Raw genomic sequence first — 14,465 nt, 5'->3', positions numbered from 1 at the left:
GCGAAGGAACCCCGAGCCCTGGCGAGGGGCCGGACGTAAGGGGCGAGCGCTTTTGGTTACTTTTAAGGCGCTTGTTAAAAGTGACTCGCCGTAAGGGCGAAACCGCCAGCCGCCGTTACCCAAATAATGGATATGCACTCAGCCCCACAACCTGATTAGCGTACCAACCGCTCGGCCAACGCCTTGGCCTGGCTCGCCACATCGGTGACAGCGGTACTTTCCCACCACATGCCACGCAACGGCGGGCCCATGGCAAACAGACGGCGGGCGGGCTGCCCCTCGGCGTTCAGGACCGCACCATCAACCTCTGCCTCGATGCCCAGGGCCAACGGCCCCGGCCGCACCAGACCTCGGGCGAGCAGTTGCCGGGGCAGCGGCCGCGCGACCCGGCGCCAGTCGTATTCGATACCGCTGGAGTTGATCAGGGCGGCACCGCTGACCACACAGGTCTGCGCCTCGCCGCGCCGCCGAAGGCGGATACTCACCCCGCCATTCATCGCAGGCTCAAGGCCTTTGTATGAGGCTGCGTGAACACGTAACCGCCCTTCTTTATATAAGCGCTCCACCAATTCGGCGCTCAAGGGTGGCGAGCGGTGATGATGGCTTTCCCACCACGGCCGCACATGCCGCACGAACTGCCGACGTTGCTCATCCGTCGCCTGATGCCACAAGCGGCCAATGTGTGCCCGCACCGTGTCCAGTGGCGCTTGCCAATCGATGCCCTGGGCGATGGCGTCCCGGCAGTGTCGACGCAGTTCGCGCATCAACTGGCGGGGTGTGCGGATACTCGGGTCCTCAGCGAGAAAATCCACCCAGGCCGGTGGCTGGCGCCGTACATGGGGCAACAGTCCATGACGGGAAAACACTTCGATCGGCCCACGGTGCCCGGCCTGTTCCAGGGAGACCACGGCGTCGACCATGGTCAGCCCCGAGCCAATGATCATGACCGTCGATTGCGGATCGAGTTGCCGCATGGCCGCCACATCCCACGGATCGAGGGCCGCTGCGTTCAAACCGCTGGACTGGGTTTGTGGCGTGCGCGCGGCGGGAAACATCCCGGTGGCCAGTACTGCAAAAGCGCCCTGCACGCATCGGCCATCGCTCAAGGTCAACCGTACGGCGTCGGCATCGGTTTGCAGATCGACCACCTCGGCCTGCACATGCCCGACCGTCGAACCGTTCATGGCGCCCACCGCCTGCGCTTCTGCCAGGCGCTGCCGGGCATACAGGCCGAAAACGCCCCTTGGTGGAAACAACTCGCTGATTGGCACGTGCTGTTGATCCGATTCCGGCCAGCCGCCCGCCTCGATGTACTCGGTCAACCATTGGGTCAGGTCGTCGGCGTTGTCCGGGTCGACACTCATCCGCGCCGCATTGCCGTTGAGCGTATGGCCCGGTTCCACCGCGCTGTAGGCTTCGCCCCGCCCCAATTCGGCCCGGGGCTCGATCACCAGCACCCGGCGCTGGCCCGGCAAACGCATCAACTGCGCCGCCAGCATCGCGCCACTGAGGCCGCCGCCGACAATCAGGATGTCGGCGTCATTGGTCAAGGTCTGGTCCATCGTGCTCTCCCTGTTCAGATCACCACATTTCGCACAAACCGCGCCGCCACTGCCCCGTCGTTGCGATAACAGTGCGGCTGGTTGCTGGCGAACATGAAGAATTCACCCGCCGCGATATGCTGTGGCTGGTCGCCGAGCATAACGGTCAGGCAACCTTCAAAGACATAAATCTGCTCGCTCCAGCCATCGGCATCCGGCTCCGACGGATACACCTCGCCCGGTTGCAGGCACCACTCCCACTGCTCGACTTCGCGGCTGGCCTGGGCCTTGGAGAGCAGCACCGCTTTACTGCCGGGGATCGTGCCGGTCCAGGCCAGCTCATTGATACGGCTCGGATCGCGGGCGTCGGGGGCCTGGATCAAATCACTGAAGGCAACGTCGAGGGCTTCGGCCACCCGATCGAGGGTGGTCAGGCTGACGTTCTTTTCCCCCGCCTCGATCGCCACCAGCATTCGACGGCTGACACCGGACTTTTCGGCCAGCGCGGTCTGGCTCAGGTCGGCGGCATGACGCAAGCGACGGACGTTTTGACTGACGTGCTGGAGGACCGATGCCCGTTGGGTAGAATCTTTGTGCACTATATTGCTCACTGAATGGGGTTGGGCAGTATACTGCGCAACATTCGGCGCATTGTGCGTCCCCCTCCAGTAGCGTGCAAGGTCATGACGTCGGTGAACTCCCCAAAGGCTTCCTCCCGTTTTACAAGGTTCAGCAAGGCTGAATGCGTGCTGGTGCTGATCACGATGGTCTGGGGCGGTACCTTCCTGCTGGTGCAGCATGCGATGACCGTCAGCGGCCCGATGTTTTTCGTCGGCCTGCGCTTTGCTGCCGCCGCGAGCATCGTCGCCCTGTTTTCCTGGCGCCACCTGCGCGACCTGACCCTGTTCGAACTCAAGGCCGGGTCGTTCATCGGCGTGGCGATCATGCTCGGTTACGGCTTGCAGACGGTCGGGTTGCAGAGCATTCCCAGCAGCCAATCGGCGTTCATTACCGCGCTGTATGTCCCGTTCGTGCCGCTGCTGCAATGGCTGGTGCTGGGACGGCGTCCGGGGTTGATGCCCAGCATCGGCATCATGCTGGCCTTTACCGGATTGATGCTGTTGTCCGGGCCGGCCGGTGCGTCGTTCAACTTCAGCCCCGGTGAAATCGCCACCTTGATCAGCGCCGTGGCCATTGCGGCCGAGATCATCCTGATCAGCACCTATGCCGGCCAGGTCGATGTGCGCCGGGTGACGGCGGTGCAACTGGCGGTCACTTCGGTGCTGTCGTTCCTGATGGTGGTGCCGACCAACGAGGCGATTCCGGACTTCTCCTGGTTGCTGCTGTGCAGCGCGCTGGGCCTTGGGGCGGCGAGTGCGGCGATTCAGGTGGCGATGAACTGGGCACAGAAAAGCGTATCGCCGACCCGCGCCACCCTGATCTATGCCGGCGAACCGGTATGGGCCGGGATTGTCGGGCGCATCGCCGGGGAACGCTTGCCGGCGATTGCCCTGGTCGGCGCCGGATTGATTGTGGCGGCGGTGATTGTCAGCGAGTTGAAGACCAAGGGTAAGGCTGCTGTGGTCGAGGAAGAGCTGGAACAGGAAACGCAGGGTTAAGCCGCAGCCTCTGCTTTGTTTGTTGAATAGCTTTCGCGAGCAAGCTCGCTCCTACAGTGTTTTTTTGTCATGCGCGGGATTTGTGATCGGCATTGTTCAAATGTGGGAGCAACCCGCTCCCACAAGGATCCCGGTGTTACTGATCGGACTTGATGCTGGTCCAGACCCGGGTACGCACCCGCTCAAGCTTTTGCGGCAGTGGCTGCACGACGTACAGCGTCTTCAATGCGTCGCTGGTCGGCGTCAGGTTCGGGTTGCCGGTGATGTCCTTGTCGATCAGCGCCAGCGAGTCCTTGTTGGCATTCGGGTAACCGAGGAAGTCGCTGATCGGCGCGATGACTTTCGGGTCCAGCAGGTTGTTGAGGAACTCGTGGGCTTCGGCCACGTTCTTCGCGCTTTTCGGAATGGCGAAGGTGTCGAACCAGATCGGCGCGCCTTCTTTGGGCAGGCGCCAGTCGACGACCACGCCGTTGCCCGCCTCTTTGGCGCGATTGCCGAATTGATAGAAGCTGCCGGAGTAACCGATGGCCACGCAGATATCGCCGTTGGCGATGTCGGTCATGTATTTGGCGGAGTTGAAGTAAGTGACGTAAGGGCGAACCTTTAGCATCAGCGCCTTGGCTTTTTCGTAGTCATCCGGATTCTGGCTGTTCGGGTCCAGCCCCAGGTAATGCAAGGCCAGCGGCAGGATCTCCGACGGCGAATCGAGCATCGCTACGCCACAGGCCTTGAGCTTCTCCATGTTCTCGGGCTTGAACACCAGGTCCCAGCTGTCCACCGGCGCATTCTCGCCCAGCGCCGCCTTGACCTTGGCCGGGTTGAAGCCGATCAGCACGGTACCGTACATGTAGGGCACGCCGTACTGGTTGCCCGGGTCGTTCTTGTCCAGCAGCTTGAGTAACGCAGGGTCCTGGTGCGACCAGTTTGGTAGTTTGGACTTGTCGAGTTTCTGGAACACGCCCGCCTTGATCTGGGTTTCGATGAACTGGTTCGATGGCACTACCAGGTCGTAGCCCGAGTTGCCCGTGAGCAGCTTGGCTTCCAGGGACTCGTTGGTGTCGAAGGTATCCCAGGTCACCTTGATCCCGGTGTCCTTGGCAAAGTCCTTGGGCACGGACGGCAGGATGTAGTCCGCCCAGTTGTACACCCGCAATTCGTGCTGTTCGGCGTGCACCGCGCTGGCCAGCAGCGACAGCCCGCAAACGGTGGCGCCCAGTATGCGTTTCATTGAGTCCATGGATCATTTCCCCAAGTGTGGCGTGAGTTCGATGGTTTTTATGTTCTGTACACGGCAGCAGCCTTGAAAATTGCCAAGGGCAAGGAAGTGAAGCGTCTGGTTGTGATTTGACCTGGAGTTGCCGAACCGGCAACCCGCGTCTGATTCTTGCCGACGGCGTGGCCGGTTCACAGCGTGAGGCAGGCCAAAAGGAGATCGAAACGGCCAAAATACGTGTCCGTATTGATCGGCATCGCGGTGGCTCCCAGCCTTCGGTGTGCCGCCTGGCACACCGCCTTGGCGAGCAGGCTCGCCCCCACTGGGGTTGTGATGTGATTACAACAGCGACAACGTGTAATTGATGATGAACCGGTTCTGCTCCACGTTGCGGCCCGCGTCAGTGTTCGACCTGGCGTTACGCAGTGTGAAACCCACCCCTTTGAACGTGCCCGATTGCAACACGTAGTCCAGGGTCATGTCGCGCTCCCACTCGGACTGATCGCTGGCGTTTTGCGCCTTGATGTCCGTGCCCTTCAGATACACGATCGAAGCTTTCAGGCCCGGCACGCCCAAGGGCGCGAAGTCGTAGGTGTACTGCCCGAAGTTCGTCTGCTCGCCGGCCCGGGCAAAGTTCTGGATCATCTTGTCGGTGGGCAGGTAGACACTACCGCCGCCCGCCCCTTTGTCGACCAGGCTGCCCTGGTTGGGCTGGACGAAGTTGCTGCCATCGCCCACACGCTGATGTCCCACGGACACCGCGTGGCCGCCATGGGTGTAGGTGACCATCGCCGACCAGGTGCTGTTGTCGATTTCACCGTCGTTGTCGTCGGTGTAGCCCGATACCCGATAGCCTTGCGCGCGGCCGGCGGCCGAGCTGTTGGCACCGCTCGACGTAGTGCGGAAGTAGCGCAGGTCGGTGGTCAGCGAGCTGGCGCTGTCGATTGGCAGGATGTGCGTCAGGCCGAGGAAGTTCTGGTTGTAGAAGTCCTCCAGCTGCGCGAAGTAATACTGGGTTTTCAAATTCCTGGTGAGGTTGTAGTCACCACCGGCGTAGTAGAACTTGTTGCTCTCGCGCGTGCTGCCGGCGACCGACAAGCCCGTACGGTCCGTCGAGGCGCGCCCTACCGCGTGCTCAAGCACACCGCTGGTCAATGTCAGGCCATCGATGTCGTTCGAGGTGACCTGCGCCCCGGTAAACGACTGCGGCAACACGCGAGCATCATTCGCCAGAAGGATCGGCAACTTTGGCAGCAAGGTGCCGTAGCGGAACTCTGTCCTGGCAAGGCGCACCTTCGCCGTAGGGCCGAAGCTGCTCCAAGCGTCGGCCGCGCCGTTGCCCTCAGAAGGAATCATGCCGCTACCGACGTGGCGCCCCGCTCCGCTGTCCAGTGTGATACCGAGCAGTGCCTGGGCATCGAGCCCGAATCCCACCGCGCCCTGGCTAAACCCGGACTCATAGCGCAACACAAACCCTTGGGCCGCTTCTTCGGTTTTCGAAGGATCAGCCGTGCCGTCGCGATTGTCGCTATTGAAGTACAGGGTACGCATCGAGAGGCTGGCCTTGCTGTCTTCGAGAAAACCATGGGCTGCGGTATCGGCGGCCTGTGCGTACACCGAACTGGTGGCCAGCAGGACTGCAGTGGGAATGGCTCGTTTGAACATACGGTGCTCCTGGGTGTTTCTTATCGTTATTTGAAGGTCTCACCGCCAGACAGAACCCGATTTCCGCCCACGCAACAGCGCTCAACACGGACGCGAAAACTGGCGCGCTCGATGAGTGACATGAGTCATCGGTCGTTCGAGGAGAGGGTTGACTGGCTGGTTTGTGAAACTCTTAAAACATTTCGAGGAGCTATTATCAAACGCGACGAAAGTAGTTTTCGTGGAGGGATACGGCTTGTCGCGCCGGGGTATGGACGGTCACTGTTTTTGCATATCGATGCGGCGAATTTTCACCATACTGACTTCATCGGCAGTGTTCGGCGGCTGCCTGCATGTCCCGACAAGAGCAATGACTCATGAACGATCAAATCGAGCTGTTCGGTGCCAACACAGGCAACAGTCTGCGGGCAGCGATTGCCCTGGAAGAATCGGGCATCGCCTACACGGCACGCAAGTTGGACCTGTATGCACAAGAGCAGCGTGGCCCGGCCTTCCTGGCGCTTAACCCGGCCGGAAAAGTCCCGACCCTGATCGATCACGGGACTACACCGATGCTGGTCATCAACCAGTCCAACGCCATCATCCAGTACGCCGATGCCAAGGTGCCTGGACGGCTGGCACCGGCGCAGCCAGGGCCTGAGCGCATCCGGGTGATCGATCGCTATTTCTTTTTCGTGACCGATGTCATCGCCCCCAGCCATGCCGCGTTTTTCCTGCACCAGGCGGGGCAGGACAAGGCGGCGGCGATCATCGATCTACGGGTGATCGAGCAACTGACCTGTTCGGAACGTTTCTTGACGGACGAATTCATGGCCGGAGAGCAGTTTTCCATGGCCGACATTTCGGCGTTCACCATCGCCACCGCGTTCCGTGATCGACTGGACTGGAAGCAACTGCCTCAGCTATCGCGCTGGTTCGACATGGTCGAAGCCAGGCCGGCGGTGCAACGCGGCCTGAATGTGTTCAAGCATTCCTGAGCGTTCGCCGAAAACAGAAAATGCCCGGCGATGTGCCGGGCATTTTCTGACGAACACAAAACGATATTGCCTCAGTCGGTGTAGCCGAATTTCACCGAACGACTTTCCTGCGGCTGGCTTCGCGTGGCGAGGCAGTAATACAACGGGCACGTCACCACCAACCCCACCAGCCACGACAGGTCCGCGCCGTCCACCAGATTGGCGTAGGGTCCGACGTACAGTGAAGTATTGGCGAATGGCAGCTGCACGATGATGCCGATGAAGTAGGCAATGATCGCGTGCAGGTTGAAGCGACCGTAGATGCCGCCGTCGGCCCGGAAGATCGACGCGATGTCATAGCGACGCCCCTTGATCAGGTAAAAGTCGATCAGGTTGATCGAGGCCCACGGCACCAACACTAGCAACAGCGCCAGAATCAGGCCGATGAACTGCGAAATGAAATTCGCCGAGGCACCCAGCGCCACCACGCAGCAACCCGCCAGCACGATACTCGACAACACCACGCGCACCTTGATGCTGGGCGTCCACTGGCTGGCGAAGGTCTGGATCGACGTGATGATCGACAGCACCGCGCCATACAGATTCAAGGCGTTGTGGCTGATGATGTTGAGCAGGAACAGCACCATCAGGATCGGCCCCAGCCAGCCGGTGGACTGCTTCACCGCTGCCATCGCCTCGGTGCCTTCCGCAGTGGCCAGTACCGCCACGGCACCGAAAGTGAACGACAGGATCGTGCCCAGGGTCGCCCCCAGGTAAGTGGCGAGGAACGGCCGGGTGATGCCGATATCCGCCGGCAGGTAGCGCGAGTAGTCCGACACGTACGGCGAGAAACTGATTTGCCAGATGATGCCCAGCGAGACCGTGGCCAGCCAGCCGGACAGGTTGAACCCGCCGCGAGTGAAGAAGTCCGCCGGCAGGTCATGGGCGAAGATATAGAGGAAACCGGCCAACAAGGCACTGCCCATTACCCAGGTGCCGATGCGGTTGAGGGTGTGGATGAAGCGATAACCGATCACCCCGATGGCCGTGGCGCTGAGGGCACCGATGAGAATGCTGGCCGGCACCGGAATCGACGGCGCAATGCCGACAATCGATTTGCCGGCCAACACGATGTTGGAAATGAAGAAACCGATGTAGATCAACGCCGCGAAGAACACGATCAGCAGCGCGCCATAGCGACCGAACTGACCACGACTCTGCACCATCTGCGGAATGCCCATGCACGGCCCCTGGGCCGATGCGAGTGCAATCACCAGACCACCGACCATGTGCCCGAGCGCAATCGCCAGCAGGCCCCAGAACAGATTGAGGTGGAACACTTGGACCACCATGGCGCCGGTGACGATGGGCAGTGGCGCGATGTTGGTGCTGAACCACAGGGTGAAAAGATCGCGGGCCTTCCCGTGGCGCTCTGCGAGTGGAACGTAGTCGACCGTGTGATTCTCGATCAACGGATCTTGCCGGGACATCTGGGACATGTGCATGAACTCGAGTTGGTCTGTTCTTATCTTTGTATGAAGCCAAACCGGGGGGACTCTCTGGTCGCCCCTCAGATGCAGACCATATTATGGTATTCCAAACATTAAACAAGACTGATCCGGTCTTTGAGCACGCATCTGAACCGGCATCCTGCCCGATTCACGCCAGCCATTGATAGCTGAAAGCCCTGTAATCATTGAGTTTCCGACGAACGACGTACGTTTATCGGTTCACCTAAAAAGACCTTGCAATCGATGTATTACGGTATACCATCAGACCTACAAACAGATAAAAATTGCGTCACACCACCCGAGGACCATCCAATGATCGATGCCGCCATCTACAAACAAGTCATGGGTTCGTTCCCGTCCGGAGTGACCGTGATCACCACCCTGGATGACGATGGGCAAATCGTCGGCCTCACCGCCAGCGCCTTCAGCTCGCTGTCGATGGACCCGGCCCTCGTGCTGTTCTGCCCGAACTACAGCTCCGACTCCTACCCGGTGCTGATCAAGAACAAACGTTTTGCCATCCACGTGCTTTCCGGTGGCCAGCAAAACGAAGCCTATGCCTTCGCGCGCAAAGGCAAGGACAAGGCCCAGGGGATCGAGTGGACGCTCAGCGAATTGGGCAACCCGATTCTGGCCAATGCCACGGCGGTCATCGAGTGTGAGCTGTGGCGCGAATATGAAGGGGGTGACCACGCCATCATGGTCGGTGCCGTGAAAAACCTGATCGTGCCCCGCCAGAGCAGCGGGCCACTGGTGTATTGCCACGGCAAGATGGGCACCCTGCCCGTTCTGGCCTGATCTGCGGTTTCACGCTGACCATACAGAAATATTTGCAGATATTTTGTATTATGGTATACCAAAGAACAACGAGCCCGCAGTCGACAGGCCGATAACAAAAGATCCGAGGTAAACATCATGAAGTTTTCCCTGTTCGTACACATGGAACGTTGGGACGAAAGCGTCAGCCACCGCCAGTTGTTCGAAGAACTGACCGAACTGACCCTGATGGCCGAAGCCGGTGGTTTCAGCACCGTGTGGATAGGCGAACACCACTCCATGGAATACACCATCTCGCCAAGCCCGATGCCGCTGCTGGCTTATCTGGCGGGCAAGACCACCACCATTCACCTGGGCGCCGGCACCATCATCGCGCCGTTCTGGCACCCGCTGCGGGTGGCCGGTGAATGCGCGTTGCTCGACGTGATCAGCAACGGCCGCATGGAAGTCGGCCTGGCCCGTGGTGCCTATCAGATCGAATTCGACCGCATGGCCGGCGGCATGCCAGCCTCCTCCGGCGGCCAGGCGTTGCGCGAAATGGTTCCAGTGGTGCGGGCACTGTGGAACGGCGATTACGCCCATGACGGCGACATCTGGAAATTCCCGACGTCCACCAGCGTGCCCAAGCCGATCCAGCAGCCGAACCCGCCGATGTGGATCGCCGCCCGCGACCCGGACTCGCACAACTTCGCCGTGGCCAACGGCTGCAACGTCATGGTCACACCGCTGATGAAAGGCGACGAAGAAGTCCTCGACCTGAAGAACAAATTCCAGGCCGCGCTGGACAACAACCCGGACGTGCCGCGCCCGCAACTGATGGTGCTGCGTCACACCCACGTGCACACCGCCGACGATCCGCAAGGCTGGCAAGTCGGAGCCAGGGCGATCTCCAAGTTCTACCGCACGTTCGATGCCTGGTTCGGCAACAAGAGCACCCCGGTCAACGGCTTCCTCGCGCCGAGCCCGGAAGAGAAATTCGCCGGTCGCCCCGAGTTCGAACTGGAGAACCTGCACAAGACCGCCATGATCGGCACCCCGGAAGAAATCATTCCGCGCATCAAGTACTACCAGGAACTGGGGGTCGACGAATTCAGCTTCTGGTGCGATAACAGCCTGCCCCACGCGGAGAAGAAAAAATCCCTGGAGCTGTTCATCAAGCATGTGGTGCCAGCGTTCCGCTGATTGCGCCGCCCTGCTCCCCGGACGCGAAGCCGGGGCGCAGCACACCTCAACTGTAGGAGCGAGCTCGCGATGGACGCCAACGATAACGCGCGTCATCTGAATGACTGCGTTTTCCAGAGTTTTTCGCGAACGAGCTCGCTCCTACAAGGGTCGATTTCCATGATGACTGGTCGTCTCCCATCACTCGCCCTTCCCTCCGGCGCCGCGCGGGTTTACCTGCGCGGTGAATGGACCGCTTCGCACCTGCATTTCAAGCGTCTGCGCGCCAGCGTATCGGCCAAGCAGAACGGCTTCTGGCAAATAGTTCACTGAGCCCACCCGAACAGCCAATCACGCACCCCGCGGCTCGCCATTGCATGGCGCGTGCGGTGCTTTGTGTTTCGCCTTTGATCAGGTTTGCCCAATGAACAATAACAACGCGCTGTTGATCATCGACATGCAGCAGGAGGACGGTTTCGTCCTGGAAAACTTCGACAGGGTGGTCGCCCATACCGCCGCCCTGCTCGATACCGCACGCAACCAGCGGATACCGGTCATCTATACCCGCCACATCAATCAGGCAGATGGCACCGACCTGCCCCACGGTGAACCGCTGGCCGCCGACGGTGGCCCCGGCAGTTACCGCGCCGGCACCCGGCAAGTGGAAATCATCGACTCGCTGTCGCCACAGCCCGGTGAACTCATCATCGACAAAGGCCGTTACAGTGCCTTTCACCGCACCGACCTCAATGCCCGACTCAAGGCAATGGAGGTCGACACACTGATCGTCTGCGGCGTGCTGACGGACGTCTGCGTGCTGACCAGCGTGTTCGATGCCTTCGCCCTGGGCTATCGCGTGCGCCTGGTCAGCGATGCCTGCACCACGACCACCGAGGCCGGGCATTATTCGGCCCTGCTGATCATGGCCAACTGGGTCTATGCGCTGGAAATCCTCACCACGATCGAGTGCCAGCGCGCCCTGGAACACCGCGACTACCTGAGTCTGATCCCCGAGCGTCCGGACCTGTTTGCCCACCAGCCCCATGAGCTGCCAGGCACCATCGCCCGCCTGCAATCCCACCTCGTCCGGACTCAGGAGTGATCGCCATGCAAGTCGAAAAAAGAAGCATCGATTTCATCCCCGAGACCGAACGCCACGGCAAGCCGGGTTCGCTGTTCTATATCTGGTTCGGCGCCAACATGAACATCACCACCATCGCGTCCGGCGTGTTGCCGGTGGTGATGGGGCTCAACCTGTTCTGGAGCGCGCTGGCGATCATCGTCGGCTCGTTGCTGGGGGCGATTTTCATGGCCTCCCACTCGGCACAGGGACCGAAGCTGGGCATTCCGCAAATGATCCAGAGCCGGGCGCAATTCGGCGTGTTGGGGGCGGTTTTACCGCTACTGTTCGTGATGCTGATTTACCTGGGCTTTTTCGTCAGCAACACCTTGCTCGCGGCCCAGGCGCTGGAGTCCGTCAGCCCGCTGCCAATGTCCGGCAATATCTACCTGATCGGCGCGTTGTGCTTCGTCGTCGCACTCTATGGCTATCGGTTGATTCACCGCCTGCAAAAGCTGCTGTCGATACTGTCGCTGGGGGTGTTCGTGGCGGCCACGGTGCTCGCCTTGCAGTTGCCGATCCCGGCCGAACAATGGCTGCCCACCGGCTTCTCGCTGTCGAAGTTCCTGGTGGCGGTGAGCATTGCCGTGACCTGGCAGCTGTCCTATGCACCTTACGTCGCCGACTACTCGCGCTACCTGCCGAGCAGCACGCCGACCGCCCGGGTGTTCTGGTACAGCTATGCGGGCACGGTCAGCGGCGGTGCGTGGATGATGATTCTCGGGGCGATCCTGAGCGTCGGCATCGGCGACTTTTCCAGCAACGTCGGCGGGCATGTCGCCGGTCTGTTCGGCGTTGGCGCGGTGCTGCTGTTCGCCTTCATCGTCTACGGCCAGGTGTCGATCAACGTGTTCAACCTGTACGGCGCGTTCATGTCGACCATCACCGTGATCGAGCCGTTCGCTCGACTCAAGGTGACCCCGCGGGTACGCGGTGTGTTCATGCTGCTGATCAGTCTGGTGGCCACGGCCCTGTGCACAATCGGTCAGGACGACTTCATCAGCTTCTTCCTGAATTTCATCTTCTTCATGAGCTATTTCCTGATCCCGTGGACGGCGATCAATCTGGTGGACTACTACTGCCTGCGCAAAGGCCAGTACCGGATTGACGACATCTTCGACCTGAACGGAATCTACGGGCGCATCAACCGGATTGCCTGCGGCAGCTTCCTGCTGGCGATCGCCCTGGAAATTCCGTTCATGAGCACCACGCTGTACGTCGGCCCGGTAGCCACGGCGCTGGACGGGGTGGACCTGGCGTGGATCGTCGGGTTGCTGGTGCCTGCGTTGAGTTATTACTGGCTGATGAAGCTCGGCAAGCGTGCGCCGATGCTGGAGTCAGCAGCCAGCTGAATTCCAGGCAAAAAAAAATCCCAGGCAGCTGATGGACGCCTGGGATTTAAAAATGCATAAACCGTGGTGGTGAACGCGGCGCGAATATTACGGAACATTTCACGCTGTAACAAGATATTTTTATTCACTATCCGGTTAATAAATCTTCCAAGTCATTAAATATCCACATGTTTTCTAAGGATGACTAGAGAAACCAGCGATATTCCCGCGCGCTGATGTCATGCAGAAATGCCAGATGATCCTGACGTTTGTTTTCGCAATAGACGTCCACAAACTCCGCCCCCAAGCCTTCGCGCAGCGATGCATGACTTTGCATGGACTGCACCGCTTCGAGCATTTCCAACGGAAAGTCGATGCCACTGCTGCGGTCTTCGTTGAGCGGTGCAATCGGCTCGCGCTCTCCTTCCAGACCTTGCTCCAACCCCACCAGAATCGCCGCCAACGCCAGATACGGGTTGGCGTCGGCGCCCGCCAGGCGGTGTTCAATGCGCAGGTTCTTGACGTCCGACTCCGGTATGCGCAAGCACGCATCGCGATCCTCGAAGCCCCAACTGGCGCGGGACGCAACGTTCACCGTGCCGCTCAAGCGGCGCATCGCATTGTGGTTCGGGGCAAAAATCGGCATGCAGTGCGGCAACACAGCCAGGCAACCGGCCACTGCATGACGCAGCGCCCGCTGGCCGTTCGCTGCCAACAGGTTGTTGCCGGCCTCGTCATACAGGCTGACATGCACGTGCATGCCGCTGCCGGGGTGCTGCAAGTAGGGTTTGGCCATGAAGCTGGCGCGCAAATTGTGCTTGAGCGCCACGCCCCGGGTGCTGCGGCAGAACAGGGCGGCCCAGTCGGCGGCGCGCAGGCCGTCATCGCAATGGCCGAAGTTGATTTCGAACTGCCCCGGACCAAGCTCGGCAGTGATCACCGTGGCATCGACGCCCTGCTCACGCGCAGTCTCGACCATTTCATCGAGCACTGGAGCAAATCGCGACAAGCGTTCGATGTGCATGTTCGGTTGATCATCGGCATCGCCGGTCAGATCATCACGGGGAAATTGCGGCAAGCCGTCCTTCAGGCGGCTGTCGAACAGGTAAAACTCCAGTTCGAACGCCACCACCGGATGAATGCCCTTGCGCTTGAGCCGCTCCAGCACCTGCGCCAGCACTTCGCGGGGTTCGAAGACAATCGGTTTTTGCGTGCCGTCGGAGGTGATCAGCATCTGGCCCAATGGCTGTTTTTCCCAGTTCACCCGTTTCAGTGTGCCGGGCACCAGGCGACGGAGCGCATCCGGGTCGCCATCGTTGAAGCAGTAGTCTCCGATTTTGAACAGCCCGCCCTGGGTGCCGAGCAACACGCAGTTTTGCGGCAGCTTCAGTGCACTGCCGGCAGCGACTTTTTCGAGCATCTCGATCGGGTAGCGCTTGCCGTAGAAATGCCCCGGAATGTCCAGGGAGATCAGGTCGACGTATCGCACTTCGGGGTTGCAGTGGCGGAAGTTGCGAACCTCGGCCAGCAGATCAGAGCACACAGCATCCATCGATTTGTTCCTTGTTGTT

Annotated in this window: 13 protein-coding genes; 7 read left to right on the top strand and 6 right to left on the bottom strand. The window is 60.4% G+C overall.

The window, feature by feature from the left end; translation table 11 throughout:
• Positions 1–155: 155 nt before the first annotated feature.
• Both CAF65_RS26220 and CAF65_RS26215 read right to left on the bottom strand, forming a co-directional pair.
• Positions 156–1,562, bottom strand: coding sequence for an FAD/NAD(P)-binding protein (locus CAF65_RS26220; protein WP_085718894.1), 1,407 nt, complete (start codon positions 1,560–1,562; stop codon positions 156–158).
• Between the two features lie 14 nt (positions 1,563–1,576).
• Positions 1,577–2,140 (bottom strand): helix-turn-helix domain-containing protein, encoded by a 564-nt coding sequence (locus CAF65_RS26215; protein ID WP_057399748.1) that lies wholly within the window; start codon positions 2,138–2,140, stop codon positions 1,577–1,579.
• Positions 2,141–2,155: 15 nt separating this feature from the next.
• On the opposite strand from CAF65_RS26215, the gene CAF65_RS26210 reads away from it, so the two are divergent.
• Positions 2,156–3,160 (top strand): DMT family transporter, encoded by a 1,005-nt coding sequence (locus CAF65_RS26210; protein ID WP_085718893.1) that lies wholly within the window; start codon positions 2,156–2,158, stop codon positions 3,158–3,160.
• Between the two features lie 136 nt (positions 3,161–3,296).
• Here the strand turns inward: CAF65_RS26210 and CAF65_RS26205 are convergent, their stop codons facing one another.
• Both CAF65_RS26205 and CAF65_RS26200 read right to left on the bottom strand, forming a co-directional pair.
• Positions 3,297–4,397: a polyamine ABC transporter substrate-binding protein gene (locus CAF65_RS26205; protein WP_085718892.1), complete on the bottom strand. Its 1,101-nt coding sequence runs from the start codon at positions 4,395–4,397 to the stop codon at positions 3,297–3,299.
• A gap of 315 nt (positions 4,398–4,712) precedes the next feature.
• Entirely contained in the window at positions 4,713–6,038 is a 1,326-nt protein-coding gene (locus CAF65_RS26200; RefSeq protein WP_085718891.1) for an OprD family porin, read from the bottom strand.
• A gap of 356 nt (positions 6,039–6,394) precedes the next feature.
• On the opposite strand from CAF65_RS26200, the gene CAF65_RS26195 reads away from it, so the two are divergent.
• The gene (locus CAF65_RS26195) at positions 6,395–7,015 is read left to right on the top strand and encodes a glutathione S-transferase family protein (RefSeq protein WP_085718890.1); all 621 of its coding nucleotides are present in this window, start codon (positions 6,395–6,397) and stop codon (positions 7,013–7,015) included.
• Between the two features lie 71 nt (positions 7,016–7,086).
• On the opposite strand, the gene CAF65_RS26190 is transcribed toward CAF65_RS26195, so the two are convergent.
• The gene (locus CAF65_RS26190) at positions 7,087–8,493 is read right to left on the bottom strand and encodes a cytosine permease (protein ID WP_085718889.1); all 1,407 of its coding nucleotides are present in this window, start codon (positions 8,491–8,493) and stop codon (positions 7,087–7,089) included.
• 324 nt (positions 8,494–8,817) lie between these two features.
• Between CAF65_RS26190 and CAF65_RS26185 the strand changes: the two genes are divergently transcribed.
• The 5 genes from CAF65_RS26185 to CAF65_RS26165 all read left to right on the top strand — a co-directional run bounded on the left by CAF65_RS26185 (position 8,818) and on the right by CAF65_RS26165 (position 12,915).
• On the top strand, positions 8,818–9,303 hold the full coding sequence (locus tag CAF65_RS26185) for a flavin reductase family protein (protein ID WP_085718888.1): 486 nt from the start codon (positions 8,818–8,820) through the stop codon (positions 9,301–9,303).
• Between the two features lie 117 nt (positions 9,304–9,420).
• Entirely contained in the window at positions 9,421–10,464 is a 1,044-nt protein-coding gene (locus CAF65_RS26180) for an LLM class flavin-dependent oxidoreductase (protein ID WP_085718887.1), read from the top strand.
• 159 nt (positions 10,465–10,623) lie between these two features.
• The gene (locus CAF65_RS28555; protein ID WP_178076747.1) at positions 10,624–10,776 is read left to right on the top strand and encodes a hypothetical protein; all 153 of its coding nucleotides are present in this window, start codon (positions 10,624–10,626) and stop codon (positions 10,774–10,776) included.
• Positions 10,777–10,867: 91 nt separating this feature from the next.
• Positions 10,868–11,545, top strand: a complete 678-nt coding sequence (locus tag CAF65_RS26170) for an isochorismatase family cysteine hydrolase (protein ID WP_085718885.1) — start codon at positions 10,868–10,870, stop codon at positions 11,543–11,545.
• A 5-nt stretch (positions 11,546–11,550) separates the two neighbouring features.
• The gene (locus tag CAF65_RS26165; RefSeq protein ID WP_085718884.1) at positions 11,551–12,915 is read left to right on the top strand and encodes a cytosine permease; all 1,365 of its coding nucleotides are present in this window, start codon (positions 11,551–11,553) and stop codon (positions 12,913–12,915) included.
• A 184-nt stretch (positions 12,916–13,099) separates the two neighbouring features.
• Here the strand turns inward: CAF65_RS26165 and CAF65_RS26160 are convergent, their stop codons facing one another.
• The gene (locus CAF65_RS26160; RefSeq protein ID WP_085718883.1) at positions 13,100–14,446 is read right to left on the bottom strand and encodes a glutamine synthetase family protein; all 1,347 of its coding nucleotides are present in this window, start codon (positions 14,444–14,446) and stop codon (positions 13,100–13,102) included.
• Between the last annotated feature and the right edge of the window lie 19 nt (positions 14,447–14,465).

The sequence above is a fragment of the Pseudomonas sp. B28(2017) genome, from assembly GCF_002113025.1.
GTDB lineage: Bacteria > Pseudomonadota > Gammaproteobacteria > Pseudomonadales > Pseudomonadaceae > Aquipseudomonas.
This window is presented reverse-complemented; position numbering and strand designations above follow the sequence as displayed.